Raw genomic sequence first — 25,989 nt, forward strand, 5'->3', positions numbered from 1 at the left:
CAGCGAGAAATGTGGTCCGCGCCTTGTAACTGATCCTGGGCGGGCGTAGTCCGGTTCCATCCCGTTCCATCCATGCGATGGAGGACAGGATGCTGTACGGGAAGATCGTCGTCGCGCTGGGCCTGGGCCTGCTGCTGGTCGGTCCCGGCCTGGGGGCGCTTGCAGGCAATGCCCTTGCCGGAGGGCAGGACAGGACCATCGGCTCGCTCGTTGGCGGGGCGCTAGGCGGCGCCATCGGCCGTTCGATCGACCGGGGCGACCTGAAGTGCCATCGATGGGATGACAAGGGCAGGCGGACTGTCGTGCCTGTCTGGATTGAAACGGCCCGGCAGGTATCCCCTTGCCGGGCCGTTTCGCGTTTCGTGTTCGTGCAGGTCAGGCGTGGAGGTGGCCGCTCGCGCAAGTGACGCAGAGCCCGCCGACCTCGACCGCGCCGTCCGTGGCGACGCGAAGCGCAATCTGGCCTGCCCGTCCAACCCGGCTTCCCTGGGCCGCGCTGTAGCGCGCCTCGCCCAGACCGAGCTCGTCCGCGCGCTTGCGCACGACCGCCACCGCGCCGTTGCCGCTCCCGCAGATCGGGTCCTCGGGGATGCCGTCGGCGGGGCAAAACGAGCGGACCTCGATATCCGCCGGAGCACCATCTTCATGAGGGCCATAAACGCTGGTACCGGTGGCCTTCACGCGGCGCTCGAAGGCTGCGCCGCGCGTGAGATCGGGCTCGAGCGCGAGGACGTCCTGCGCGCTTTTCAGCCGTGCTACCACCCAGACCGCACCGACGTCCACGCGCACCGGTTCGAGGGCCCGGTCGATGGGAGCACCGAGATAGGCTTCAAGCTCGGCAATGGCGGTATCCCCGAGCGGGGTGACCTGCGCTTCGGGCAGGGTGAAGACGAGGTAGCGCATACCCTTGGCCTCCTCGACGCGGATCGGTACAAGCCCGCGCGCGCACTCCTGAACAAGCCCTTTGGGGCCGGGCGTGACCCGGCCCGCCGTGATCATCGCATGCGCGCTTCCCAGCGTGGGGTGTCCGGCGAAGGGCAGCTCACTGGCCGGCGTGAAGATGCGCAGGCGATAGTCGGCGCGCGGGTCGCTCGGCGGTAGCACGAAGGTCGTCTCGGACAGGTTCGTCCAGCGCGCGATAGTCTGCATCTCGGCGTCGGATAGACCCTGTGCATCAAGAACAACGGCGACGGGGTTTCCACAGAAAGGCTCGCGGGAAAAGACATCGACGACCGTATAGGCGCGTGGGAGAGGCATCGGGGAAGGTCCGTGGTTCAGGTGGTGGCAGAGGCAGGAAGGGCGCCGGGGTAGGGCGTACCGTCCTTGTGAACGAAGCCGCGCTCGTCCCAGGCCATGTCGATATCGGAATAGCAGCCGCCGCGTTCAGGGCCAGCGCTGACAGCTATGAAGGTGCAGGGTGCAGCGCTCTCGTTGATGAGACAATGGCCATTGGGCGCGCCGGCGGGCCAGGCGCAGATGTCGCCTGCGGACAGCAGGGTGCGCCCCTCGTCTTCGACCAGCACGGCTTCGCCCGCCAGCATCACGAGGAGCTCGTCCTGCCCTTCGTGCCAATGGCGCTGACTTGACCAGGCGCCGGGTTCAAGCCTGACGTGGCTGGCGCCCATCTGCGTGAGACCGCCAGGACCTGCGAGCCGCGCCCACCAGCGTCCGGACACGGCCACATCGAAAGGCGCAGGGTATCCGGTGGCGTTCGAGCGTGGCAGGGCGTCGAGATCGATGCGGGGCATGGTACTCTCTCCTCACGAGGCTATGGCCAAGACGCAAGGGCTGTGCGATGGCGCATTTCTATGTCCCAGACCCTGCCCCTTACCGCAAGCGCCCTCGAACGTGCCGAAGCGCTGATCGCCTGCCCCAGTGTCACCCCGGCCACCGGCATGGTGTTCGACTGTCTGGAAGAGCAGCTGGCCCCGCTCGGCTTCGAGGTCCACCGCTTTGTGGCGGGCGAGGCGCCCGATGGTCCGGTCGAGAACCTCTATGCGGTGCGCCGCGGCCCGGAAGGCAGCCGCCATTTCAGCTTTGCCGGCCACGTCGATGTGGTCCCGCCCGGCGAGGGCTGGACCTCGGGCCCATTCCTGCCGGAGCGGCGCGGCGAACTTCTGTATGGGCGCGGTGCGGTCGACATGAAGGGCTCGGTCGCCTCGATGATCGCAGCCTCGGCCGAGATTCCGGTTGAGGCGGGCACGATCAGTTTCATCGTCACCGGCGACGAGGAAGGTCCCGCGACCTATGGCACACGTGCGTTGATGGACTGGATGGCGGCCCATGACGAGAAGCCGGATCTCATCCTCGTGGGCGAGCCGACCTCGGTTCATCGTCTGGGCGACATGATGAAGATCGGCCGCCGCGGCTCGGTCAACATCTTCCTCTCGGTAGAGGGGGTGCAGGGCCACGTCGCTTACCCGCACCTTGCCGATAACCCGATCACCAAGCTGGTCGCGATGCTGGCCGAACTCGACGCGCTCGTGCTTGACGAGGGCACCGACTGGTTCCAGGCCTCGAACCTGGAAATCACCGACCTCACCGTGGGCAATCCGGCGCACAACGTCATTCCCGCCAGGGCCGAAGCACGCATCTCGATCCGCTTCAACGACCTGCATACTGGAGCGGAACTGGGCGAACGGGTCTGCGCAATTGCCGAGAAGCACGGCGGTACCGCGCGGCCCGTTATCTCGGGCGAATCCTTCCTGACCCAGCCGGGTGAATTCTCCAACCTGCTGGCCGAGGCAATCCGCGCCGAGACCGGGGTGGAACCGGAACTTTCGACCGGGGGCGGTACCTCGGATGCGCGCTTTCTCAAGGACATTGCGCCTGTCATCGAGTTTGGCCTGTGCAACGCAACCATGCACAAGCGTGACGAGGCGGTGGCCATCGCGGACTTGGAAACGCTCGCGCGGATCTACACCCGGGTAACCCAAGCGGCTCTGCGGGCTTGAAAAAACCGCTCGCACTTGCGAGCGTGGCAGGATGAGGGGCCGCCACCACGCGTGAGCCCGGGGGATAAGGGTTCTAAAGCGATGGTGCGTTTCTGGTTCAAGGTGCCCCTGTGGCAGCGGGTGATTGCCGCGCTGGTGCTGGGCATCGCGGTCGGGATCTGGTGGGGGCCGGAGGCCGCCTCGATCAAGTGGATCGGTGATTTCTTCATCAAGTCGGTGAAGATGCTGGTCGTCCCGCTGATCTTCTTCTCGCTGGTCTCGGGCGTGACCGCCATTGGTGACTTGCGCAAGCTGGGGGCGGTGGGTGGCCGCGCCATGCTGCTCTTCATCGTCACCGGGCAGATCGCGGTGTGGCTGGGCCTGTTCCTGGGAACCATGCTCAAGCCGGGTGAGGGCCTTGATACCAGCCGGTTGGAGCTGGGCACGGTGCCCCCGCCCAACGAGACCACTGCGGTCGACATGATCCTCTCGATGATCCCCGAAAGCCCGGTCAAGGTCATGGCCGATGCGCAGGTTCTCCCGCTCATCGTCTTTGCCATGCTGATCGGCGTGGGCATCCTCATGGCCAAGGAAGAGGGCCACCCGCTCATCAAGATCTTCGATGCGGGCTCGGTCGTCATGCAGAAGGTCACCATGATCGTGATGGAGCTGACCCCGTTCGGCGTCTTCGCGCTGATGGCCTGGGTGGCGGGCACGCTGGGGCAGGACGCGCTGATCGCGCTCGCCAAGCTGGTCGGCCTCAATTATCTCGGCTGCATTCTCATCATCGCTGGTATCTACGGGGCGATGATCCATTTCCTGGCGCGTCTGCCGGTGCACGACTTCTTCCGCGGCATCGTCGATGCCATGGCGGTCAGCTATTCCACCGCCTCCTCGAACGCGACGCTGCCTGTTACCATGCGCTGTACCGAGCGCAACCTGGGCGTCTCGAACGCGGTGGCGAGCTTCGTCGTCTCGCTTGGCGCCACGATCAACATGAACGGCACCGCGATGTACCTTGGGCTGGCGACGCTGTTCGGCGCGCAGGTCTTCGGGGTCGAGCTCGACTGGGGCGCCTACTTCCTGATTTCCATCCTCTCCACGCTGGGCGCAGTGGGGGCCGCAGGTATTCCGGGGGCGGGCCTCATCATGATGGCGCTGGTCTTTGGCGCCGTCGGCGTGCCGCTTGAGACTATCGCGCTTGTCGCGGGTGTCGACCGCATCATGGACATGATGCGCACGACCACCAACGTCTCGGGTGATGCGGCAGTCGCAACCACCGTCGCGGTGATGACCGGCGAGATCGACCGCGCGGAAATGATCAGCGCGGACGACGTCTGATCGCGCAGGGCAGGGCTTGAGCCTGCCCTGTGGCTTCTACTTCTCGAGCTTGACCGGCACGAAGGGCGCAAGGCCGCAACCGCCTGCGCGCTGGAATCCATTGCCGATGCGCTGTAGCGGATAGATGATGTCGTTGCGACAAAGGCGCGTCAGCGAGGTTTCGTAGGTGAAAGTGTCCGCCGCGCGCAGCCCCGAACAGCGGTTGGGCAGCGTCACGCGCCACACGTTCCTGCGGCCCGCGCTCATGAAGTCGATCGTGTAGTCATCGCGGATCTCGGTCGTCGAGAAACTGTTGAGCGGGAGGCAATCGCGCGCCTCGCCGATCACTTCGGCAGCGGGCTCGGGCGGCGATAGCGGGCGGGTCTCCCCTTGTGTGCAGGCTGCAAGGGCCAGCGGTGCGGTAAGCGGCAGAAGGCGAACGAGGCTCCTGGTCGCGGCGTGAAATGTCATCGGTGCTCTCCCATGGCGTCTCGAACTCCTGCAACGAAGTGGCATTGTGCCATGTTCCCGCCTGCGTGTCAGCGCGTAGGCTCGGGCTGGGCCTCGGCGGCACGCGGCAGGCGTGCGCCGCAGGCGTGGCAATGGCGTGCGCGGGGCAGATGCTCGACCTCGCCGCAGGCGGTGCAGGGCGGCGTCGGAGAGAGGCCGATGGCCCCGCGCGTGGCGCGGTCGAGCGATTCCGGCCCACGTCCCCGTTGCAGCGCGATTTCGCTGGTGACGATGCCGGTCGGCACCGCCAATGTGCCCCAGCCCAGCAGCATCATCAGCGCGGTCACAAATCGGCCCACGGGCGTCTGCGGGATGATGTCGCCATAACCCACCGTCGTCATCGTGGTGATCGCCCAGTAGATTGAGACGGGGATCGAGGTGAAGCCGTGGGTAGGCCCCTCGATCACGTACATGAGCGAGCCGAGCACGACGACGATAAGTACGACAGAGGCGAGGAAGACCGCGATCTTGCGGCGGCTTGCAACCAGAGCGACAGCCAGTTGCTGGTACTCGGCGATGTAAGCGGTGAGTTTGAAGATACGAAAGACGCGCAGCAGCCTCAGCACCCGCACGTCGATCAGGACGTGGATCGCTGGAAACAGTAGTGCAAGATAGGTGGGCACCACCGCAAGCAGGTCGATGATGCCGTAGAAGCTCTTCGCGTAGCGCCAGGGCTGACGCAGGCACACGAGGCGCAGCGCGTACTCGGCGGTGAACAGCGCGGTAAAGCCCCACTCGGCGAAGAGGAAATGGCGGGCCCAGCGAGCGTGGAGGCGGGGGATCGAATCGGCGAAAACGATGCATACGGACAGCAGGATTGCGGCAATCACCACCTTGTCGAAGAGGCGGCCCGCCGGCGTGTCGGCCTCGAAGGCAATGCGGTAGATCCGCGCGCGCCAACCCGGCGGTGGACCGCCCCAGAGCGGGCGGGCTCGTGTTTCGTGTTCGAAAGTCTGCGCGTCCGCCATGCCCCCTCCTGGCTGCTTTGCGTGGTCCCTCAAGAACCTAGCCTAGACGCTTGGGGGTTGCCTTGACCAGACGCGACCCGAGCTGTGGTTCAGGCATTGGGGGCAGGCTTGCGCACGGCTTACTTGCGTGCGGCGGGCTTCCTGGCAAGCACGGGCTTGGCGCCTTTCTCCAGCACCTTCGACTTGAAGCCGCACAGGTCCACGACGGGGCAGCGCCAGCATTCGGGCGTGCGCGCCTTGCAGATGTAGCGCCCGTGCAGGATCATCCAGTGGTGCGAGCCGACCCGAAAAGGGTGGGGCACCTTCTTCTCCAGCCCCTTTTCCACGGCAAGCGGAGTCTTACCCTTGGCCATGCCGGTGCGGTTGGCGACGCGGAAGATATGGGTGTCGACTGCGAAGGTCTCGGCCCCGAAGGCGCAGTTGAGAACGACATTGGCGGTCTTGCGACCGACGCCAGGCAGTTCGACCAGCGCATCGCGGTCGGCGGGTACCTCGCCGCCATGCCTTTCGACCAGCATCTGCGAGAGCGCGATCACGTTCTTCGCCTTGGAATTGAACAGGCCGATGGTTTTGATGTGCTCCTTCAGCCCCTCTTCCCCCAGCGCGACCATCTCGGCGGGGGTCTTTACCTCCTGAAAGAGGCGGCGCGTGGCCTTGTTGACGCCAACGTCGGTCGACTGCGCCGACAGGGTCACCGCGACGAGGAGCTGGTAGACATTGCCGAATTCCAACTCGGTCACCGGATCGGGGTTGAGCTCGGCTAGGCGGCGGAAGAATTCGAAGATATCGTCTTTTTTCACGTCGGGTCCATTTCGTCATCCTCGCGGCGGGCGAGGGTGGGGGCGTTGAGCGCGCGGCGGCGCTGCATTGCGTCACTGAAGGCTGCCGCCATAATGCCGGTCGGCATCGCGACGAGGCCGATGCCGCTCATTGCGACGAGCGAGGCGAGGATCTTGCCGAGCGGCGTGACCGGAGAGACATCGCCGTAGCCCACCGCCGTCAGGGTGATGACCGCCCAGTAGAGTGCGCGCGGGATTGAGCCGAAGGCCTCGGGCTGAACCTCGCGTTCGGCCCAATAGAGCGCGGTGGCGCCCAGGAGAAGCAGTCCGCCGCCCAGCGCCAGCGTCACGAGCAGTTCGTAGCGGCGGTCGGCAAGCGCATGCATCAATTCGCGCAGCGCGATCGAGAAGTGACTGAACTTGATGAGGGCGGCAAGCCGGAGCAGCCGGTTCATCCACGAAAGGCCACGGCGCAATTGCGCGGCCTCGGAATGGATGAACAGCTGGTCGTGAACGTAGCGACGCAAGCCTGACTTGCTCCTTAGAGCCCAAGTACCTCGGGCATAGTGTAGCGGCCTGCGTCCTTCTCGCGAACCCACTGCGCGGCCTTGACCGCGCCCTTGGCAAAGATTCCCCGGTTCTCGGCCATGTGCGAGAGCGCCAGGCGCTCGTTGTCGGCGAGGAAGTGAACGGTATGATCACCTGCGACCGTGCCGCCGCGCAGTGCGGCAAATCCGATGTGGCCTTCCTCGCGCGTACCGGTGATGCCGTCGCGCCCCCGGTCGGACACGTCACCGAGCGTGACGTCGCGCCCCTTGGCGGCAGCCTCGCCCAGAAGGAGGGCGGTGCCCGAGGGTGCGTCGACCTTCATGCGGTGGTGGGTTTCGACGATCTCGATGTCCCAGTCGCTGCCGAGGCGCGCGGCAGCCTCGCGCACGAGGTGGGCAAGGAGTGTGACACCGAGTGACGTATTGCCGGTCTGGAGCACTGCGATCTCGGCAGCGGCCTCGTCGATCAGCCAGTGGTGGCGTTCTTCAAGACCCGTCGTGCCGATCACCATCGACACCTTGGCCGCCACGGCCGCGTCAAGGTTTCCCTCCAGCGCGGCTGGGCTTGAGAAGTCGATCAGCACGTCGGCCTTTGCGGCAAGGCCAGCGACGTCTCCATCGCGGTCCACGCCGCCCGCAAGGTCGAGCCCAGCGTCCGCGATCGCCTGCGCAATGGCCTGTCCCATGCGTCCGTTACTGCCGATAATTCCGATTCGTACCACTTGCCGTCTCCATTCAAGGCTGGTCTCATGGGCGGAATGGAACAAGTTCGCAACATCGTCATCCTGACCGGCGCCGGCGTATCCGCCGAATCGGGCATTGGTACCTTCCGTGATGCAGGAGGGCTCTGGGAGAACCACCGCGTCGAAGACGTCGCCACGCCTGAGGCCTTCGCGCGCGACCCGGATCTGGTCTTTCGTTTCTATGACATGCGCCGGGAGCAGGTGCTGCAGGTCGAGCCCAATGCGGCGCACCACGCACTGGCCCGCCTGCAGCGTGAATGGCCCGCCCGAACCGGAGGTTCGGTTATGCTCGTCACGCAGAACGTCGATGATCTCCACGACCGAGCGCTGGACGTTGCGGATGGGGTGGAGGTGATCCATATGCACGGCCAGCATTTCTCGGCCTGGTGCACGGCCTGCGATGGTCGGACGCGCTGGACGGCAAGCCTGATCGACAGCCCGCCGTGCCCGTCCTGCGGCGCGGCGGCGCTGCGGCCCGATATCGTGTGGTTCGGAGAGATGCCTTACCGCATGGATGAAATTTTCGCGGCGCTTGAAGACGCGGACCTCTTCGTCTCAATCGGCACCTCGGGCGCGGTGTACCCTGCGGCGGGCTTCGTACGCACGGCCGCGGACATGGGCGCGCATACGCTGGAGCTGAACCTCGAACCCTCGCAGGGGACCGACTGGTTCGACGAGGCGCGCCATGGGCCGGCGACCCAGACGGTCCCGGTCTGGGTGGAGGAGATGCTCCAAAATCAGGACTGATGCGAGGGCCATCGCCCTCGCGCTCCCTAACTTGGCTGGCTTACCTTCCGTGCGCAGCCTGGGTCGAGTAAGGCGAGGTCGCCGATTTTGGAGGCAAGGGGCGATGACCCCTTGAAGAATCTTCGTCTTCTAGGCCCCGCATGCCGAGCAGGCGGGGTCCTTGGCAATGCGGATCGAGCGCATCCCCGGGTTCATCCCGTCAATGAGGGTAAGCGATCCGTACCTGGGATCGCCAAAGGCCGCGTGGCCGTCGACCAGGACGCGGATTGCGTGCATGGCCGCGAAGGTGCCGACCATGCCCACCATCGCGCCCAGGACGCCGTCGGCGGCGCAGGTGTCGCAGTCCTGCGCATCGAAGGCATCGCCCACGAAGCAGCGGTAACAGGGCTGATCCTCGCGATGCCCGGCGAAGTTTGCGACCTGCCCCTGGAAGCGTCCGATCGCCGCGCTTGTCAGTGGTATGGCACGCGCAACACAGGCATCTGACACCGCGAGGCGAGTCGCGAAATTGTCACACCCGTCCAATACCAGATCCGCGTCGGGAAGAATCCGGTCCGCGTTGTCTCCGCCCAGCCGTTCGACCACGGCCGTCACTTCCAGACCAAGATCAAACCGCCGCACCCATTCGGCCGCCGCTTCCGCCTTGGGCGTGCCGACATCCGACGGCGTGAAAATCGTCTGGCGCTGGAGGTTGCTGACGTCCACGACGTCGTCGTCGACCAGCGTGAGGCGTCCTATACCGGCTGCGGCAAGGTACTGCAGGACTGGACTGCCAATGCCGCCGCAGCCGATCAGGACCACGTGGGAATTGGCGAGCGCCGCCTGGCCCGCTCCGCCGATTTCGGGCAGCACGATATGGCGCGCAAAGCGCGCGAGGCGTTCGGGCGCCAAGCTCATGGGGCATCGCCCTCGCTGGCAAGCGGCCTCTCGCGCACGAACCCGTGCAGGCCGAACCACCACTGCGCCGCGATCACTGCGCCTTTCACCGGCTGGAGCATGCCGAGCATCATCGCCAGTGCGAGCGGAATGACGATGAGGAAGATCGCGAGCGGTTCCAGCGCGAAGTCCTTGGACAGCGCGATGACGATCGGGGCCATCAGGTGCCCGGTCACAATCATCGCGATGTAGGCGGGGAAATCGTCCGCGCGCTGGTGCGTGAGGTCGACCCGGCAGGCGGCACAACTATCGTTGGGCTTCAGCCACTTGCGAAAGAGGCGGGCCTCCCCGCAGCGGGGGCAACGCCCGCGCCCGGCGCGCAAGGCAGCCTCGGGGAAGGTGGCGGGAAGGGCGATCTCGTGAGCTGCGCGCATGGCCATGCCCTAGAGCAGGCGGGGGGACTCTATCAAGCGCGGATGCGGGCGGGGGCAGGGGGGCTCAGGAGCGGGCGATGCGCACGCGGTTGCGGCCGGCCTCCTTCGCCTCGTAGAGCGCGGTGTCGGCGCGTCGGCTGGCCTCCTCCAGTTCCGCGACCGAGCGCAAAGGGGCAAGTCCGCAGGACAAAGTAACCGGCCAGGCCTCGTCGAGGAGCGCGGTATCGAGCGCGATAGAGGCGCGCAGGCGCTCCATCACGAGTCGGGCCTCGTCGACCAGCGTGTCGGGAAAGAGCAGGGCGAATTCCTCGCCGCCCCAGCGGCAGCACACGTCGCTTCGGCGCAGATCCGCTTCGAGCGCCTGGGCCAGGTTGCGCAGCAGCGTGTCGCCGGCATCGTGGCCGAAGCGGTCGTTGACGAGCTTGAAGTGGTCGAGGTCGATCAGGGCGAAGACGGCGTTGCCCTGGCGGGACAGGGCGCGCTCGGCGGCCTTCTTGAACCCCCGGCGGTTGAGGAGACCGGTCAGCGGATCGTGCTCGCTCAGCGTCTCCAGCCTGGCCAGGCGGGTCGAGGATTCCTGCGCTGCGACGATGACCCCGTCCAGCAGGCGGCCCACCAGATCGTCGCTGCCGGTGGGGATGCCGCCGGGCTGTTCCCCTGCCTGGATCGCGCGCAAGAGGTTGGTGGCCTTGCGGATTGGGGAGAGCAGGCCATGGATTGCCAGGACTCCGAAGATCGTGCCAGCCAATGTTGCAGCCAGAACAACGACGAGTGTCGGCACCGACCAGCCGCCCCAGAACGCCTGAAAGGCGAGTGTTGCCAGAAGCGGGACATGGACGGCGAAAAAACAGATGAAGAGGATGCGCCATTCGTAATGGCGGCGGAACAGGAAAGTCGTGGCGTTGTAAAAGCGCATGATGGGGGCTCCTGCGGCTCTTCGTGTCTGTGTATTGAATCTCTTTTGTAGGTTTAACTCAAATATTTTCGCCAAGGGTGTACACGGGTTAACGTTGTTTTGCGCGACCACGGTGTTTCTGCGCACATGCAAAAGGGGCGCCCGGTTGCCCGAGCGCCCCTTTGTGTAATCTGACGTGTTGCCGCTCTGGTCGCGCAGATCAGCTTTCGAGCTGGCGCAGCAGGCTGCGTACGTCGCCATCCATGTCGGCATCGCGCGTGCGGAGTTCCTCGATGAGGCGCACCGCGTGAATCACCGTCGAGTGGTCGCGGCCACCGAACTTGCGGCCGATCTCGGGGTACGAACGCGGGGTCAGCACCTTGGCGAGGTACATCGCGACCTGGCGCGGCCGCACCACGGCGCGGGCGCGGCGCTTCGAGCTCATCTCGGTGCGGTCGATGCGGTAGAACTGGCAGACCGTGCGCTGGATCTCGTCGATCGTGATGCGGCGGCGGTTGGCCGAAAGGATGTCGGTGAGCTGTTCCTCGGCCAGCTGCAGCGAGACCTGCTGGCCGGTGAGCTGGGCGTAGGCAATCAGCTTGTTGAGACCGCCGACCAGTTCACGCACGTTACGGTTGATGGTGCGTGCAAGGAATTCCACGACGTCGGTGGGGACGTCGATCGAAGCGAAACGCTGCAGGCGGTTCTCCAGGATCGCGCGGCGCAGTTCGATATCGGCGGGCTGGATGTCCGCGACGAGGCCCATCGAGAGGCGTGAGAGAAGGCGCGGCTCGACGCCGTCGAGCGCCTGGGGCGCACGGTCGGCGGCGAAGACCAGGCGTTTGCCTTCCTGGAGCAGCGCATCGATCGTGTAGAGCAGCTCTTCCTGGGCCGAGGCCTTGCCGATGATGAACTGGATATCGTCGACCAGAAGGAGGTCGAAGCCGCGCAGGCGGGCCTTGAACTCGATCATCTGGTTCTGGCGCAGCGCCTGTACGAACTCGACCATGAAGCGTTCGGCCGAGCAATAGAAGATCCGGGCGTGCGGGTGATTCGTGAGGTAGGCGTGGCCGATCGCGTGCAGCAGGTGCGTCTTGCCCTGGCCGGTCGAGGCCTTGAGGTAAAGCGGCGAGAACTGCGGGGTTTCGGTCGCGGCCATGCGCTGCGCAGCGTTGCAGGCGAGGACGTTGCTCTCGCCGGTCACGAACGAGGAAAAGGTCTGCGACGCGTCGATGCCGGCCGGGCCCTGGCCCAGTGCAGTGAAGGCTTCGCCCGAGAGAGCGGCGGAGAGGGGGGCGCCAGCAGCGTGTGCCGAATCATTCGCGGGCGCGCGGCTGGGGCGGCCGCTGCTGCCAAGGCGTAGCTCGGGGAGTTGGCGACGGCCGGGCTGCACCAGGATGCGCACGTGGCGCACGTCGGGACGGGCGATCTTCCAGGCCAGCGAGAGGCGGTCGGCAAAGCGATCGTTTACCCAGTTGGCCGAAAATTCGGTGGGGAGATAGAGATCGAGCGTGCCGGTTTCCTTGCAATAGTTGCCCGGCTGAATCGGCTTGATCCACTGGCTGTGCGCCTGGTGGCCAAGGTCCTTGCGCAGGCCCTGGCTGATGTCAGCCCAGTCCGCTGCGAGGTTCACCGCTTCACGCTCCTCTTCCGTTGTCACTTTGACTGCCTTGACCTTCTTGCTTGCGCTGCCTGCGCCCTGACCCGTTGACGATACTGACACCTTACCGAACTCCCCTGGTTCGCTGCCAAAACCAACGTGGCACACCTGAAAAACACTGAATGCGAATGCGGCAAATGCGACGAAAGAGGACCGCGCTGGGGACAAAACCTCCCCGCGCTGCAAAAGCTCTTTTGCAGCCGCTCGTTCCACTCTATCGCGATTTGCCCGGCCAGTTCCGCAACGGCCGGAAGTCCTTTTAGGGAGGGCTTTGGCCCACAGGCAAGACGGCCATCCCAAAATAAAAAAATTTAAGGCAGTTGACTCACGTAAGTCTGCGGGAAACGCCGTAACAAAGGTGTTTTGTGACGTATTTCCAAGGGTTTGCAGATTTCGCTGCGGCGAATCGCGGTGTTTCCTAGGCTTTCGTCAAACGAGATGGAAACACCTGCTCGGAACGCAACAAGGCCGGGGATCGCCTCCCCGGCCTTGTTCCACTTTCGTACTGATTTCGGCCCGGATCGGAGGTCCGTTCCGGGCGAATCAGGAAAGGATCAGAGCGCCGAAACGCGCTTCGTCAGACGCGACATCTTGCGCGCTGCGGTGTTCTTGTGGAGCACACCGCGGGCAACGCCACGGGCGAGCTCGGGCTGGGCTTCCTTGAGCGCGGCCGAAGCGGCGGACTTGTCACCACCGGCAATCGCGCTCTCGACCTTCTTCACGAAGGTGCGGATGCGGCTCATGCGGTTGGTGTTGATGAGTGCACGACGCTCATTGCGACGGATGCGCTTACGGGCTTGCGGCGTATTGGCCATTAACGTTCCTCTGTCTGGCCGCCTCGCGGCCCCTTGCCTGGTCGAATCTCGAAAATTTGGCGAACGGATTCGCCGGAAAGCGCGCCCCATAGCGGTGGGACCCGATTTCGTCAAGATACAGCGCGTGTCGGGAATGGCTCACTTCTGGCATTTCCGGCACCAGAAGGTGCTGCGCCCGCCCTGCACGAAGCGCAGGACCGGCCCGCCACATAGGCAAGCTTCGCCTTCGCGTCCATAGACCTGCCAGGAAGTCGCAAAATAGCCCAGTTCTCCTGTGGGCTGGGCGTAGTCGCGGATTGTCGAGCCGCCCGCTGCGATCGATTCGGTGAGCACGTCGCGAATCGCGGGGACGAGTCGTTTGAGCGCGGGGAGGGTGACTTTGCCCGCCGCCTTGTCGGGCCGGATGCCAGAACGGAACAGCGCTTCGCACACGTAGATGTTACCGAGCCCCGCGACGATCCCCTGATCGAGGAGGAGCAGTTTCACCGGCGCGATTCGATCCCGGAACGCCGCCTTGAGATGGGTGGGCGTGAGGTCTGGGCCAAGCGGCTCGGGACCCATCTTCGCAAACGGCCCCCAGCTTTCGAGACCCGCGCTGGGCACGAGATCGACCGAGCCGAAGCGGCGTGCGTCGTTGAGGGCGAGCGTGTGGCCGGCACTTGTGGTGAGGACGAGGTGGTCGTGCTTCTCGGGGCGCTCGGGCTCGATCCTCCAGCGGCCTGACATGCCCAGGTGAAAGACCAGGGTGACCTCGCGGTCGGTATGGACAAGGCCGTACTTGGCGCGTCGTCCCATGCCGGTCACGCGCGTGCCGGTCAGCGTCTGGACGAGATCGGGCGGGAAGGGGCGGCGCAGGTCCGGGCGGTTTACGGCAACGCGGGCAATCCGCTCGCCATTGAGAAAGCGGGCAAGGCCGCGCACGGTCGTTTCGACTTCAGGGAGTTCAGGCATGGTTCTGCCTGTGTAGGTACGATTGGCGAAGGATGCGAGAGGTGCGAAGGCGAGGGCTATCTCTTGCAAATTTGTAAGGGGCATCTCCTAGAGGCTCTTCCAAGAGGCCGGCGCTTTGCCGTCGCCAGAGCGGTGCGGGCAAGGTAAGTCCCCCGCCATGGCCGATTCTTCCCCATCCCTGCCCTCGTCTCCCTCCGCGCTGCGTCCCTTCCTGATGCTGGGCCTTGTCATGCTGTTCTGGGCAGGCAATTCCATTGTCGGGCGTGCGGTGCGCGAGGATATTCCGCCTTTCACGCTGGCATTCGGGCGCTGGGTGATCGCGGTCCTGTTCGTGGCCCCGCTGGCGCTCCCCAAGCTGCGTGCGCAGTGGCCGCAGGTCCGGGCGCGGGCAGGGTGGTTGGTGCTGCTCGGCTTCCTGGGCGTCGTCTGCTTCAATTCCTTCGTCTACTCCGGGCTCCACTACACCAGCGCGACGAACGCTCTGCTGCTCCAGGCTGCGGTGCCGACCTGCGTGCTATTGTTCGACTTTCTGCTTTTCCGGGCGCGCCCGGCGGCTTTGCAGGTCGCAGGCGTGGCGGTGTCGACGCTGGGCGTACTCTTCATCGTCTTTCGCGGCGATTGGGCAGCGGTGGAGGCGCTCGCTATCGGAGGGCTGGGCGACGCGTTGATCCTGTGCGGAGTGGTGTGCTGGGCTTTCTACACGGTGCTCCTGCGCAAGAAGCCCGCGGTCGATGCGCCGGTCTTCGTATTCCTGACCTTCCTTCTGGGCGCCATCGCGCTGGCCCCGCTCGCCGCCTTCGAGGCATCTCGCGGGCTTGCCGTCGCCTGGTCCTGGCCGGTGGTAGGAGCTTTCGTCTACGTCGGGCTGTTTCCCTCGGTACTCGCCTATTTCATCTACATCGCCGCGACCATGCAGCTGGGCCCGGCGCGCGCGGGGCAAGGCATCACGCTGATGCCGCTCTTCGGTGCACTGCTGTCCGCGCTGCTGCTGGGCGAGGATATCGCGCTCTTCCATGGCATCGGCATGGGTCTCATCCTCGTGGGCATCGTGCTGGGTGCATGGGCCTTGCGTGCAGGTGCAAAATCACCAGTGGCGCTCCGCGCACCACGGGGCTAGAGGACTGAGTCATGAGTGAAACGGTTTCCTTCGGGTACGAAGAGGTCGCTGCCGAGGAGAAGGCCGGCAAGGTCGGTGCCATCTTCTCGAACGTCGCGCGCAAGTACGACATCATGAACGATGCCATGTCGGCCGGCATGCACCGGGTGTGGAAGGACGACTTCGTGCGCCGGGTAAAACCCCGCGCGGGCGAGCAGATCCTCGACATGGCGGGCGGCACGGGCGACATCGCCTTCCGCATGGAGGCCAAGGGCGCCGTCGTCACCGTCTCCGACATCAACCAGGACATGCTCGATGTCGGCATCGAACGCGCGATGGAACGCGGCATCGATACGCTGGTGTGGTCGCGCCAGAACGCCGAGGAGCTGACGTTCCCGGATCGCCACTTCGACGCCTACACCATCGCTTTTGGCATCCGCAACGTCACCCACATCGACAAGGCGCTGCTCGAGGCGCACCGCGTGCTCAAGTATGGCGGGCGCTTCTTCTGCCTCGAATTTTCGACCACCGAATGGCCCGGCTTCAAGGAAGTCTATGACGCCTACTCGCACAAGCTGGTCCCCAAGCTGGGCAAGATGATCGCGGGCGATGCGGACTCCTACCGCTACCTCATCGAATCGATCCGCCGCTTCCCGCCCATGCCCGAGTTCGAGGGGATGATCCGCGCGGCCGGTTTCAAGCACACCAGGGTCGAGCCGATTCTGGGCGGTCTTGTCGCGATCCACTCGGGCTGGAAGGTCTGAGACAGGCATCGTGACCTCCCGACTGACGCATATTCGCAGGCTCCTGAAATGGGGCCGGGTCCTCGCTCGCCATGGCGCGCTGCGCGGGATCGAGAACGATCGCAACGCGCCCGCACCGGTCAAGCGCCTGTGTCGCGTCGCACGCTTTGGTGCCAAGCAGGGGGACGAGCCCGACTACGCCGGCGCCTTCGGTTCGATCGGCCCGGCCGCGATCAAGCTGGGCCAGGCGCTTGCGACGCGGCCCGACCTTGTCGGCGAGGGACCCGCGCGCAATCTGCTGACCTTGCAGGACAGCCTGCCGCCGGTTGACTTCGCGCTCATTCGCAAGCGTGTCGAGGAAAGCTTCGAGCGCCCCCTGGAAGAGGTCTTCGCGACCTTCGAGGAGCAGCCCATCGGCGCGGCCTCGATCGCGCAGGTCCACGCCGCGACCACGCTCGATGGGCGCAAGGTGGCAGTCAAGGTTCTGCGTCCTGGCATTCGCGAGCAGTTCAACCGCGATGTCGAGACCTACGAGTGGGCCGCCGCGCACCTGGAAGCTTTCGGGGGCGAGGCCGCGCGCTTGCGCCCGCGTGCGGTGATCGCCAATCTCAAGCGCTGGACCGTGCGCGAACTCGACCTCAGACGCGAGGCCGCCTCGGCCTCGGAGCTCGCCGACGGGATGAAGGCGGTCGAGGGCTACCGCATCCCCTCCATCGACTGGGAGCGTACCAACGGCCAGGTCCTGACGCTGGAGTGGATCGACGGCATCAAGATGAGCAACCTGGTGGCGATGAAGGCGGCGGGTTACGACCTGCCCGAACTTGCCCACCGGCTGGTGCTCACTTTCCTCAAGCAGGCGATCTCGGCCGGTTTCTTCCACGCCGACATGCACCAGGGCAACTTGTTCGTGCAGGGCACGCCCGAGGACGCCACGATCGTGGCCATCGATTTTGGCATCATGGGGCGCATCAACCGCCAGGCGCGGCTGTGGCTGGCCGAGATCCTCTATGGCCTGACCACTGGCAACTACAAGCGCGTCGCCGAAATTCACTTCGAGGCGCAGTACGTGCCGAGCTACCATTCGGTCGAGGACTTCGCGACGGCGCTGCGCGCGGTGGGCGAGCCCATGCGTGGCAAGCCGGTGTCCGAGCTTTCGGTCGGGCAGATGCTCGACGGGCTCTTTGCCATCACCCGTGACTTTGACATGGCGGTGCAGCCGCACCTGCTGCTGCTGCAGAAGACCATGGTCATGGTCGAGGGGCTGGCGACCGCGCTTGACCCGCAGATCAACATGTGGGACGTGGCCGCGCCCTTCGTGAAGGATTGGATCCGCGACGAACTGGGGCCGGAGGCCGTCATCGCCGACCGCCTGCGCGAGGACCTGGCGACAGTCGCGCGCCTGCCCGCGCTGGTGCGCCGGATCGAGGAGCGCTTCCCCCCCAAGGGCGGCGCGCCCGAACAGGCTCCTCTTCCCGAGATCGATCTGCTCTGGGAGCGCAAGCGTAAACCCGATAATAACCACCTTGGTGGTTATATTCTCGCCGCAATTGCGGGGGGCATGGCCGTATGGGCGGTAACGCACTGGAACTTGATGCTGTAACGCGCAGGGCCTGGGGCCTGTGGGAGTTCGCGCTGCGCTTTGCTGTGGAGCAGGAGGACTTGCCTGTCCCGCGCGGCCTTGTCGGAACCTTGCATTCGACAGGGCGCTTGTCCGAAGGCCGTAGCGCGCCCGGCAGCGGCCTGGCCCGCGCCACGGGCGGCAGCGTACTTGCGTTCTTTTCCTCCAAACCGATTGCGTGATGATGAGTGCTGTTGCAGAAGCCAGAACCATGAACGGACCGCGTATTCTTCTGGTTATCGGCGGCGGCATCGCGGCCTATAAGGCCTGCGAGCTTGTCCGCCACATCCGCAAGGAAGGCGGCGAGGTGACCTGCGTCCTGACCGAGGGCGGCGCGCAGTTCGTCACGCCCATGGCGCTGGCCGCGCTGTCGGGAAACCCGGTCTACACCTCGCTCTTCGATCTCAAGGATGAGGTCGAGATGGGGCATATCGAGCTGAGCCGCGCGGCCGACCTCATCGTCATCTGTCCGGCGACCGCCAATCTTCTCGCCAAGATGGCCTCGGGCATTGCCGACGATCTGGCCACCACGATGCTGCTTGCCACCGATGCGCCGGTGATGGCGGTTCCGGCGATGAACGTGCGCATGTGGCAGCATTCGGCGACCGCACGCAACGTGCAGGTCCTGCGCGATGCGGGCGTGGACGTGATGGAGCCCGACGAGGGCACCATGGCCTGTGGTGAATACGGCCCTGGCCGTCTGCCCGACCCGGTCGCGATCTGGCAGCGCATTGCCTGGGGGCTGGGCCTTGGCCCGGTCGAGGTGGCCCCGCTTCCGGGCGAAATGTCCTATGATCAGAGCTACCCCGGCCTGCCTCCCGCGACGGGCGACGACGGCCATGCCTGGCAGCCCGAGTTCGATGACCCAGAGCCGGAGGAACAGGACGAGGGCGGCATGGGTCTTGGCGGCCTGTCGGGCGGGATGATCCTGCGCGGTGGTGCGGGCAAGGCCAAGAAGGCGGTGGACCTTGGCGCTGGCGAGAGTACGTCTGATGTGGTGCCTGCCGATCTCGCGAATTCACCGCTCATGGCCAAGAAGGGCGCTGCCCGCGCCGCTCCGCCGACCGACCCCGAGGCGATGAACCACCTGACCTCCGCGCATGGGGACTTCATGCGCGCCCAGCCGCTTGCGGGCGAGGAGCCCTATGCCCATCCCACTATGCTGGCCGGTGGGGGGTACGATATGACTCCCTTCATTCAGGGCGAGGGGCCGCTTTCGGGGCGCCACGTGCTGGTGACCGCGGGCCCCACGTGGGAGCCGATCGATCCGGTCCGCTACATCGCCAACCGGTCCTCGGGCAAGCAGGGCTTTGCCATCGCGGCTGCCGCCGCACGGGCCGGTGCGCGGGTCACGCTGGTGGCCGGGCCGGTCTATCTGCCCACACCGCCCGGCGTCGACCGGATCGACGTGGAAAGCGCGCTCGACATGGCCGAGGCGGTCAAGCAGGCGCTGCCCGCCGACATCGGTGTGATGGTTGCGGCCGTGGCCGACTGGCGCCCGGTGAGCGTCGCGGGCCAGAAGCTCAAGAAGCGCGGGTCCGCCCCGCCCGCCTTGCTCCTGACCGAAAACCCGGACATCCTGGCGACTGTGGCTTCACGCCCGGACCGTCCGCCGCTCCTCATCGGCTTTGCCGCCGAGACCAACGACGTGATCAAGTACGCCACCGACAAGCGCAAGCGTAAGGGCGCGGACTGGATCATCGCCAACGACGTTTCGGGCGATGTCATGGGCGGTGACGCCAACGCGGTCCACATCGTGCGCGGCGAGGACGTGATCTCGCTTCCCGAAATGCCCAAGGAGGAGGTCGCCCACCTCCTCGTTGAAAGGATGATAGATGCATTCGCCAGCTAATGTTCCCGTGCCGCTCAAGGTCCTGCCCCACGGCAAGGGGCTGCCGCTTCCGGTCTACGCGACCGCGGGGGCGTCCGGGATGGACGTGGTCTCGGCCGAGGACGTGACGATTGCACCTGGCGGGCGCCATGCGGTCGCAACCGGGCTTGCCATGGCGATCCCGGAAGGCTTCGAAATCCAGGTGCGTCCGCGTTCAGGGCTCGCACTCAAGCACGCGATCACCGTGCCGAACACGCCCGGCACCATCGATTCGGACTATCGCGGCGAACTTAGGATCATCCTCATCAACCACGGGGAGGAGGACTTTTCGATCGTGCGGGGTGACCGTATTGCGCAGCTCGTGCTCGCGCCCGTCACCCAGGCAAGCTGGCTCGAGGTCGAGGAACTGGATGAGACCATACGCGGCGAGGGCGGCTTCGGCTCGACCGGCGGAGTGGCTGCGCTCGGCAACTGAGACCGGCCAGGGTTCGTCCTAGCGGGTGAGCCACCAGGCGAGGACGGCAATGCCCGCTCCATGGCCGATTAGACCAAGCACGCATCCGCGCCGGCCCCAGCGCTTCTGCATTTCCTCGCTAGCGTATGCGGCGGTAGGCTGGGTGATATCGCTGATGAATTTCCCGAAGGCGTCATCGGGCCTGGTTGCCCTCAGTCTTCGTTTTTGGCGTTGCTGCGGCCTTCCTGCCGCTCACGCCGACGCTTCACCATCCACCAGCCTGCGCCGCCGAGCCCGAACACCGCAAAGGCGCCGCGCGCGACGGTCGCGAAGGCCGCTTCCAGCGCGCCCACGGTGACGCCCCAGAAGAGTTGGGACATGATCGCCATGAAGGTGTTCATCCTCGCGGGTTCTCCCAAGCGGCGTGTCCGGACCAGTCTGAGATGGGAAGAGGGCCGAAGTAAGGGCCCAAAAACTTAGGGCGAGCCCGCCTTGCGACGGACCCGCCCCTCGGTGCCTCCCAGTAGGGAGCCCGTCAATATCGTGGAAGATCCAAGGTTACTTGTCTTCAGGTGCCACTGTAATGCGGACGGTCTCGCCCGAGTTCCCGGGAAAATCGGTAAACATCGCTTCGACGAGATTGGGGACCAGATATTGCAGGCTGTTCGAGGTGGAGAGCGCCTGGGCCTTGCCTTCGAAGAGGCGCTGGCCATCGGCGGCACGGTCGATCTTCACTTCGATGCCGCTGGTGAACACGGTATACGAATTCACGCCGCCATCGAAGTAGGGATCGTAGAAACCATAGCGCCACGGACCACCGTAGAAGCCCCCGAAGCGGCCGTAGCCACCGAAACGGCCATAGCCATACCAGGGGTCGTAGTAGGGGGACATGCGCGAGCGCACGCGTTCACGGCCGGTGTCGATGCCGTAGTCGAAGCGCACGATCATGTCCGCGTTCGCGCGATCGCGCGTCGGCGTGTAGCCGAGCTCGGCCATCTGCTTGGCAACGAGCCCTGCGTACTGTGCGAATTCGAGGCCGCCTTCGAGCTTCTCGTCGTCGGCGACGACCGCGAAGGTCTGTCCTGCCGGTGCGGGAAGCTGCGACTGGAAGCGCGAGACGTCCGCCTTGAAAGGCGTGGCGCAGGCGCTGACCGCCACGAGCATAAGCGCGGCCAGCGCCATGCGCAGGTGCGCGGCGAGCGGGGTGCGTCCCGGTTGGCCGTAATTCTGGGTCATCCTATTCACTCCACTGGCCTCTGTCTGGGCAATCGGCAGGGTTGAATTCCCGGCCCCGCGCAAGGGGCAAACCGATGAGGCTCTTAACGACATTGCCGTTCCGGGTCTGAATAGCGGTTGAATGGCGCCGGGCTTGCGGTGAACTGCAAACGCGTAAATCGGGCAGACCTGCGCGATTTTCCATTTTCCGCACGTCGAACAGGGGTTAGGCAACACCCTGTGATATAGGCACTTTGCACGGGGAAAGCGAGTCCGGTTCATGCGTATTCTTTCGGTCAATCGCGGTTCGGTGGCGCGTTTTCGCGGGCCCGATGAACATAGCGCCATCGCCAAGCGGGCCGTGGAAGGGCCGGTGAAGGTCGGCTGGCTGGGGCTGGAAGGAGATCGGCAGGCCGACCTCTCGGTCCATGGCGGCCCGGAAAAGGCGATCCATCACTATCCCCACGATCACTATGCCTACTGGCGCGAAGTACTCGGCGGCCATCCGCTGCTCGAGGGCGAAGGGGCCTTCGGGGAGAACATCTCAACCCGGGGCTTGAGCGAAGGGGAGGTCTGCATCGGGGATCGCTTCCGGATGGGCAGCGCGCTGGTCGAAGTGGCGCAGGGGCGCCAGCCCTGCTGGAAGCTCGATCACCGCTTCGATGGCGCAAAGGTTATGGCCGGTGTCGTCGAGACGCGGCGTTCGGGCTGGTACTACCGCGTGCTGGAAGAGGGCGAGGTTGCGGCTGGCGATGCGCTGGAGCTTGTCGAGAGACCTTATCCGGGTTGGAGCGTGGCGCGCGTCTTTGGTTTGCTTGTCGCCGGAGATCACAAGAAGAACCGTGCCGCGCTCGACGCGCTGGGTGAGGTGACGCCGCTGGCCGAGGCCTGGGCAAAACGCCGCGTGAAGCTGCTCGGGTGAAGGTGATGCGATGGTGGGCCGCTTTGGCGCTTGGTGCTGCACTTTCGCTTGTGCCGCTTGCCGGGGCCGCGCAGACTCCGAAGGAAGCGTCAGGTACGGCTGCGGTGTGGCACGCGCGCGCGGGGCAGGCTTTGAGCACCCTTGATGCGCGCTGGTGGCGTGAGGACCTTGGGACGGAAGGTGACTGGGAGCGCGCAGGCGGCTGGCAGCGCTTCGTGTTGGCCGAAGTGCTCATGGCCTATCGCGCGCGCACCGGCGATACCCGCTGGGACACGCGCATCCACGCGGCGCTGCGCAACCACAGCCGCCTTGCGCTCAACGACGACGCGCTCTGGGCGGTGATCGCGAGTGTCGATGGCTGGCAGATGGAGAGCGATCCGGCCCTGCTGGACTACGCCGCACGCACGTTTGCCAGCCTGGTGCGGACCTACTGGGATGATACTTGCGGCGGCGGCATGTGGTGGAACCCGCGGCGCACCTACAAGAACGCGATCACCAATGAGCTTCTGCTGACCGCCGCGACACGCCTCTACGGGGCAACGGGGCAGGAGGAGTACCGCGCCTGGGCGCTGCGCACTTGGGGGTGGCTGGGGGCCTCGGGCATGATCGGTGAAGACGGGCTGGTGAACGACGGGCTCGTCATCGATGCGAGGACCGGGATCTGCCGCAACAATGGCCAGCCGCGCTGGACCTACAATCAGGGCGTGCTACTTTCGGGTCTCTCCGACCTCACCGAGATAACCGGCGCGCCGATCTACCGCGCCCGGGCGGTGGCAACGGCCCGTAGTGCCCTTGCCACCTTAACCCATCCGAATGGCACCCTGCGCGAGCCGGTGGAGCAGATCGGCGCGGATGGGCTGGCCTTCAAGGGCATCTTTGCCTTCCACCTTGCCTACTTGATGGATGCCCTGCCCGAGGGCTCGGACAAGGAGGCCTTGCGCGAGGCCGCCCGCCGCAATGCGCAGGCGATCTGGCGCACCAGTTCACAGGGGGAAGGGCCCATCGATTCCGACTGGACTGGGGCCAAGGGCCAGTACGGCGCGGCCGCTCAGATGTCCGGCGCCGCGATGCTGCTGGCGGCAGGGCGTTGAGCGTCTGGGAGACGAACAGGAAGAGGGGGCGAGGCCAGTAGCTCTCGCACCCATCCCTTGTGCGTCACTTAGCCGCGTACGAGGCCCAGCGCATCATAGGCCGCGTGCAGCGTCGGCAGCGCCAGCGTGCGAGCCTTTTCTGCGCCCGTGGCGAGGATCGCGTCGAGGGCAGAGTAGTCCTTGCGCAGTTCGTTGAAGCGCTCGTTGATGGGGGCTAGCTTCTCCACCAGCACTTCGCCCAGCGCGGGCTTGAACTTGCCAAAGCCTTCGCCACCGAAATCTGCGAGGATTTGCTCCACGCTCTGCCCGGTCATGGCCGAGTAGATGCCGACGAGGTTGTTGGCCTCTGCCCGACCTTCCAGGCCCGCCTTTTCGCTGGGGAGCGGTTCCGCGTCGCTCTTGGCCTTCTTGACCTTCTTCATGATCGTGTCGGCATCATCGGTGAGGTTGATGCGGGCCATGTCGGAGGGGTCGGACTTGCTCATTTTGGCCGAACCGTCGCGCAGAGACATGATGCGCGCGGCCTCGGGGGGAATGATCGGGTCGGGCAGGGTGAAGACCGGCGCGTCCTCGCTCGCGAAGTCATTGTTGAACTTCTGCGCGATATCGCGGGCGAGCTCGAGGTGCTGCTTCTGGTCCTCGCCCACAGGAACGTGGGTGGCCTGGTAGAGCAGCACGTCGGCAGCCTGGAGCACCGGGTAGGTGAACAGCGCGACCGACGCGCCTTCGCGGTTCTTGCCCGACTTGTCCTTGAACTGGGTCATGCGACTGAGCCAGCCCATGCGCGCGGTGCCGTTCAGCAGCCATTGCAGCTCGGCGTGCTGCGGGACCTGGGTTTGGTTGAACAGGATCGAGCGGTCGGGGTCGATCCCGCAGGCGACGAGTGCGGCGGTCATCTCGCGGGTGTTGGCCGAAAGCGTCCTGGGGTCATGCGGCATTGATATCGCATGCAGGTCGGCGAGAAAGTAGAGGCTCTGCCCACCCTCGGCGGCGATGTCGTCCTGCATCTTCACCCAGTTCGTGATGGCGCCCAGGTAGTTGCCAAGGTGAAGGTTGCCCGTGGGCTGGATGCCGGAGACGATACGCATGGATTTTCGTGCCTGTGGTTATTCCGTAGGAGTGACCGGTTCGGTTTTGGCGGCCGGTCGGCGCCGCCGTAGCTGGGCAAGGAGGTCCTTGTCGAGGGCGCCGACGAGATAGGCGATCACGAAAAAGACGATTATGCCCGAGACACACAGGGCGGCGAGGGACCAGACCTTCTCGAAGACGTTGCCGCCATAGCGCCCAGCCATCAGCGGCATCAGCACCCAGAGCACGGCGCCCATGACCGCACTGGCCAGGATCTGGCGCGCGATGCGCGAACCGAGCCGAACGGTGAAGTGAAACCAGCCGCGCAGCTGCAGGATGGTGTAGAGCGTTGCCACGTTGAGCGTGGACGTGAAGGCAGTAGCACCAGCCAGGCCGACGATGCCGAAGCGCGGGACAACCGCGATGTTGACGCCGATGTTCACGATCAGCGTCCCGGCCGCGATCCACACTGGCGTGCGGGTGTCCTCGCGGCTGAAGAAGGCGGGCTGGAAGACCTTGACCAGCACGTAGGAGGGCAAACCGCAGACCAGGGCCACGACGATGGCGGCCATCGTGTCGCCATGGGCCTGGGTCATCTTGCCACCTACGAAGAAGGCGGTGACGAAGGCGGGAGCGCAGATGGAAAGCGCGACGGCGGCAGGCAGGGTTAGCAGGCAGGCGATCTCTACCGCGTTGGCCTGAAGACGCTGCGCGCCGGCATCGTCGTTCGACTGGATGTGCCGCGCCAGCATGGGCAGGATAGCGGTGCCCAGCGCAATGCCCACGATGCCCAGCGGCATCTGGTTCAGGCGGTCGGCGTATTTCAAGAGGGTGAGCGAGCCCTGCTCGAGCGACGTTGCGAAGAACGTGTCGACAAACTGGCTGATCTGGTAAACGCCCGCGCCAAAGGTGGCGGGCAGGATCAGCATGCCCAGCTTGCGCACGTCCTTGGTGAAACGCGGGGCCCGGACTTGAAGCTTCACGCCCGCCTTGCGCGTGGCCCAGGCCATGTAGACCAGCTGCGCGACGCCGGACGCGCTCACCGCAATGGCGACGCACCAGGCGATGATCTGGTCCGAACCGCTTGCCTTGCCGAGAAAATAGCCGGTGACGATGCCGGTGATGAGGACCACGTTGAGGAGCACCGGCACGAAAGCGCCGGGCGCGAATTTCGAATGGGCGTTGAGCACGCCCGAAAGCATTGCAACGAGGCTGACAAGGCCGAGATAGGGAAAGGTCGTACGGCTGAGCGCAACGGCCAGTTCGAACTTGCCGGGGACCGCTTGGTATTCGCCCGCCAGCAGCCAGACGATTGCGGGCATCGCGATCATCGCGATCGCCGAGAACCCGAGCAGGACCCACACAAAAACCGAAAGGACATCGCTGGCAAAGCGATTGGCGGCATCCTCGCCGCCGCCCTCGGACGGATCCGCGGCCAGTGTGCGTGTGTACATCGGCACGAAGGCGACTGAGAAGGCGCCCTCGGCGAAGAGGCGCCGAAAGGTGTTGGGAAGGACAAAAGCAAGCTGGAAGGCGTCGGCGGCAAGCCCTGCGCCCAGGACGCGGGCGAGGAGGATATCGCGCGCGAACCCGAAGATGCGGCTCAGCAGTGTGAGCCCGCCGATGGTGCCGACGTTGCGGACAAGACTCATGGCCTCAGATGCCCTCTTTTACACGCCGGTGCCGGAGTGACCCCGTTGTCGGACCGGCCGGCCTCCATCACGGGGGAACGTCGGGGGAGGGATGGTCCTCTCCCCCGAAAGATCAGGTCT

At 65.4% G+C, this 25,989-nt stretch carries 29 protein-coding genes; 12 read left to right on the top strand and 17 right to left on the bottom strand.

Features of this window, described 5'->3' with window-relative positions; genetic code table 11:
* Positions 1-89 precede the first annotated feature (89 nt).
* On the top strand, positions 90-407 hold the full coding sequence (locus tag FMM79_RS17255) for a glycine zipper 2TM domain-containing protein (protein ID WP_240339282.1): 318 nt from the start codon (positions 90-92) through the stop codon (positions 405-407).
* On the opposite strand, the gene FMM79_RS17260 is transcribed toward FMM79_RS17255, so the two are convergent.
* On the bottom strand, positions 376-1,257 hold the full coding sequence (locus tag FMM79_RS17260) for a PhzF family phenazine biosynthesis protein (protein ID WP_148628676.1): 882 nt from the start codon (positions 1,255-1,257) through the stop codon (positions 376-378). The genes FMM79_RS17255 and FMM79_RS17260 overlap by 32 nt on opposite strands.
* Positions 1,258-1,274: 17 nt before the next feature.
* Entirely contained in the window at positions 1,275-1,748 is a 474-nt protein-coding gene (locus FMM79_RS17265; protein WP_148628677.1) for a cupin domain-containing protein, read from the bottom strand.
* A gap of 60 nt (positions 1,749-1,808) precedes the next feature.
* Between FMM79_RS17265 and dapE the strand changes: the two genes are divergently transcribed.
* Both dapE and FMM79_RS17275 read left to right on the top strand, forming a co-directional pair.
* The gene (gene dapE, locus FMM79_RS17270) at positions 1,809-2,954 is read left to right on the top strand and encodes a succinyl-diaminopimelate desuccinylase (RefSeq protein ID WP_148628678.1); all 1,146 of its coding nucleotides are present in this window, start codon (positions 1,809-1,811) and stop codon (positions 2,952-2,954) included.
* 81 nt (positions 2,955-3,035) lie between these two features.
* Positions 3,036-4,274, top strand: a complete 1,239-nt coding sequence (locus FMM79_RS17275) for a dicarboxylate/amino acid:cation symporter (RefSeq protein ID WP_148628748.1) — start codon at positions 3,036-3,038, stop codon at positions 4,272-4,274.
* A 36-nt stretch (positions 4,275-4,310) separates the two neighbouring features.
* On the opposite strand, the gene FMM79_RS17280 is transcribed toward FMM79_RS17275, so the two are convergent.
* The 5 genes from FMM79_RS17280 to dapB all read right to left on the bottom strand — a co-directional run bounded on the left by FMM79_RS17280 (position 4,311) and on the right by dapB (position 7,780).
* Entirely contained in the window at positions 4,311-4,724 is a 414-nt protein-coding gene (locus FMM79_RS17280; protein ID WP_240339283.1) for a hypothetical protein, read from the bottom strand.
* A 68-nt stretch (positions 4,725-4,792) separates the two neighbouring features.
* Positions 4,793-5,731, bottom strand: a complete 939-nt coding sequence (locus FMM79_RS17285) for an ion transporter (protein ID WP_148628679.1) — start codon at positions 5,729-5,731, stop codon at positions 4,793-4,795.
* Between the two features lie 119 nt (positions 5,732-5,850).
* Complete coding sequence (gene nth / locus FMM79_RS17290) at positions 5,851-6,531, bottom strand: endonuclease III (RefSeq protein WP_148628680.1); 681 nt, start codon at positions 6,529-6,531, stop codon at positions 5,851-5,853.
* Positions 6,528-7,037 carry a potassium channel family protein gene (locus FMM79_RS17295; protein ID WP_205466711.1) on the bottom strand — a complete coding sequence of 170 codons (510 nt, stop codon included), beginning with the start codon at positions 7,035-7,037 and terminating at the stop codon, positions 6,528-6,530. The genes nth and FMM79_RS17295 overlap by 4 nt, the downstream gene beginning before the upstream one ends.
* 14 nt (positions 7,038-7,051) lie before the next feature.
* The gene (dapB, locus tag FMM79_RS17300; RefSeq protein WP_148628681.1) at positions 7,052-7,780 is read right to left on the bottom strand and encodes a 4-hydroxy-tetrahydrodipicolinate reductase; all 729 of its coding nucleotides are present in this window, start codon (positions 7,778-7,780) and stop codon (positions 7,052-7,054) included.
* Between the two features lie 36 nt (positions 7,781-7,816).
* On the opposite strand from dapB, the gene FMM79_RS17305 reads away from it, so the two are divergent.
* Positions 7,817-8,548, top strand: a complete 732-nt coding sequence (locus FMM79_RS17305) for an NAD-dependent deacylase (RefSeq protein ID WP_148628682.1) — start codon at positions 7,817-7,819, stop codon at positions 8,546-8,548.
* 129 nt (positions 8,549-8,677) lie between these two features.
* Here FMM79_RS17305 and FMM79_RS17310 read toward each other — a convergent pair whose 3' ends face one another.
* The 6 genes from FMM79_RS17310 to mutM all read right to left on the bottom strand — a co-directional run bounded on the left by FMM79_RS17310 (position 8,678) and on the right by mutM (position 14,179).
* Positions 8,678-9,445 (bottom strand): HesA/MoeB/ThiF family protein, encoded by a 768-nt coding sequence (locus FMM79_RS17310; protein WP_205466713.1) that lies wholly within the window; start codon positions 9,443-9,445, stop codon positions 8,678-8,680.
* The gene (locus tag FMM79_RS17315) at positions 9,442-9,858 is read right to left on the bottom strand and encodes a DUF983 domain-containing protein (protein ID WP_148628683.1); all 417 of its coding nucleotides are present in this window, start codon (positions 9,856-9,858) and stop codon (positions 9,442-9,444) included. Before FMM79_RS17315 ends, FMM79_RS17310 begins: the two co-directional genes overlap by 4 nt.
* A gap of 64 nt (positions 9,859-9,922) precedes the next feature.
* Positions 9,923-10,774: a GGDEF domain-containing protein gene (locus FMM79_RS17320; protein WP_148628684.1), complete on the bottom strand. Its 852-nt coding sequence runs from the start codon at positions 10,772-10,774 to the stop codon at positions 9,923-9,925.
* 199 nt (positions 10,775-10,973) lie between these two features.
* Complete coding sequence (dnaA, locus tag FMM79_RS17325; RefSeq protein WP_148628685.1) at positions 10,974-12,413, bottom strand: chromosomal replication initiator protein DnaA; 1,440 nt, start codon at positions 12,411-12,413, stop codon at positions 10,974-10,976.
* Positions 12,414-12,967: 554 nt separating this feature from the next.
* Entirely contained in the window at positions 12,968-13,228 is a 261-nt protein-coding gene (gene rpsT / locus FMM79_RS17330; RefSeq protein WP_148628686.1) for a 30S ribosomal protein S20, read from the bottom strand.
* A 138-nt stretch (positions 13,229-13,366) separates the two neighbouring features.
* Complete coding sequence (gene mutM / locus FMM79_RS17335) at positions 13,367-14,179, bottom strand: bifunctional DNA-formamidopyrimidine glycosylase/DNA-(apurinic or apyrimidinic site) lyase (RefSeq protein WP_148628687.1); 813 nt, start codon at positions 14,177-14,179, stop codon at positions 13,367-13,369.
* A 157-nt stretch (positions 14,180-14,336) separates the two neighbouring features.
* Here mutM and FMM79_RS17340 point away from each other — a divergent pair, with 157 nt between their 5' ends.
* From FMM79_RS17340 to dut, 6 genes are read left to right on the top strand one after another with little or no spacing between them, the layout of a single operon-like run.
* Positions 14,337-15,296 (top strand): DMT family transporter, encoded by a 960-nt coding sequence (locus FMM79_RS17340; protein ID WP_240339284.1) that lies wholly within the window; start codon positions 14,337-14,339, stop codon positions 15,294-15,296.
* A gap of 11 nt (positions 15,297-15,307) precedes the next feature.
* Entirely contained in the window at positions 15,308-16,039 is a 732-nt protein-coding gene (locus tag FMM79_RS17345) for a class I SAM-dependent methyltransferase (protein WP_148628688.1), read from the top strand.
* A gap of 10 nt (positions 16,040-16,049) precedes the next feature.
* Positions 16,050-17,618: a 2-polyprenylphenol 6-hydroxylase gene (gene ubiB / locus FMM79_RS17350; protein WP_205466715.1), complete on the top strand. Its 1,569-nt coding sequence runs from the start codon at positions 16,050-16,052 to the stop codon at positions 17,616-17,618.
* Positions 17,585-17,818: a hypothetical protein gene (locus FMM79_RS17355; RefSeq protein ID WP_148628689.1), complete on the top strand. Its 234-nt coding sequence runs from the start codon at positions 17,585-17,587 to the stop codon at positions 17,816-17,818. Before ubiB ends, FMM79_RS17355 begins: the two co-directional genes overlap by 34 nt.
* Before the next feature lie 29 nt (positions 17,819-17,847).
* The gene (locus FMM79_RS17360) at positions 17,848-19,488 is read left to right on the top strand and encodes a phosphopantothenate--cysteine ligase family flavoprotein (RefSeq protein WP_148628690.1); all 1,641 of its coding nucleotides are present in this window, start codon (positions 17,848-17,850) and stop codon (positions 19,486-19,488) included.
* A complete protein-coding gene (gene dut, locus FMM79_RS17365) occupies positions 19,472-19,942 on the top strand; it encodes a dUTP diphosphatase (RefSeq protein WP_148628691.1) in 471 nt (156 codons plus the stop codon). The genes FMM79_RS17360 and dut overlap by 17 nt, the downstream gene beginning before the upstream one ends.
* 191 nt (positions 19,943-20,133) lie before the next feature.
* Here dut and FMM79_RS17370 read toward each other — a convergent pair whose 3' ends face one another.
* Positions 20,134-20,310: a hypothetical protein gene (locus tag FMM79_RS17370; protein ID WP_240339285.1), complete on the bottom strand. Its 177-nt coding sequence runs from the start codon at positions 20,308-20,310 to the stop codon at positions 20,134-20,136.
* A gap of 169 nt (positions 20,311-20,479) precedes the next feature.
* Positions 20,480-21,103, bottom strand: a complete 624-nt coding sequence (locus FMM79_RS17375) for a DUF4136 domain-containing protein (RefSeq protein ID WP_371710955.1) — start codon at positions 21,101-21,103, stop codon at positions 20,480-20,482.
* A gap of 313 nt (positions 21,104-21,416) precedes the next feature.
* Between FMM79_RS17375 and FMM79_RS17380 the strand changes: the two genes are divergently transcribed.
* On the top strand, positions 21,417-22,058 hold the full coding sequence (locus FMM79_RS17380; protein ID WP_148628694.1) for an MOSC domain-containing protein: 642 nt from the start codon (positions 21,417-21,419) through the stop codon (positions 22,056-22,058).
* 131 nt (positions 22,059-22,189) lie between these two features.
* Positions 22,190-23,149, top strand: a complete 960-nt coding sequence (locus FMM79_RS17385) for a glycoside hydrolase family 76 protein (protein ID WP_240339286.1) — start codon at positions 22,190-22,192, stop codon at positions 23,147-23,149.
* A gap of 68 nt (positions 23,150-23,217) precedes the next feature.
* Here the strand turns inward: FMM79_RS17385 and trpS are convergent, their stop codons facing one another.
* Positions 23,218-24,237 carry a tryptophan--tRNA ligase gene (trpS, locus tag FMM79_RS17390; RefSeq protein ID WP_148628695.1) on the bottom strand — a complete coding sequence of 340 codons (1,020 nt, stop codon included), beginning with the start codon at positions 24,235-24,237 and terminating at the stop codon, positions 23,218-23,220.
* 18 nt (positions 24,238-24,255) lie between these two features.
* Positions 24,256-25,869 carry a murein biosynthesis integral membrane protein MurJ gene (murJ, locus tag FMM79_RS17395; RefSeq protein ID WP_148628696.1) on the bottom strand — a complete coding sequence of 538 codons (1,614 nt, stop codon included), beginning with the start codon at positions 25,867-25,869 and terminating at the stop codon, positions 24,256-24,258.
* Positions 25,870-25,989 lie beyond the last annotated feature (120 nt).

The sequence above is a fragment of the Novosphingobium sp. BW1 genome, assembly GCF_008107685.1.
Classification (GTDB): domain Bacteria; phylum Pseudomonadota; class Alphaproteobacteria; order Sphingomonadales; family Sphingomonadaceae; genus Novosphingobium.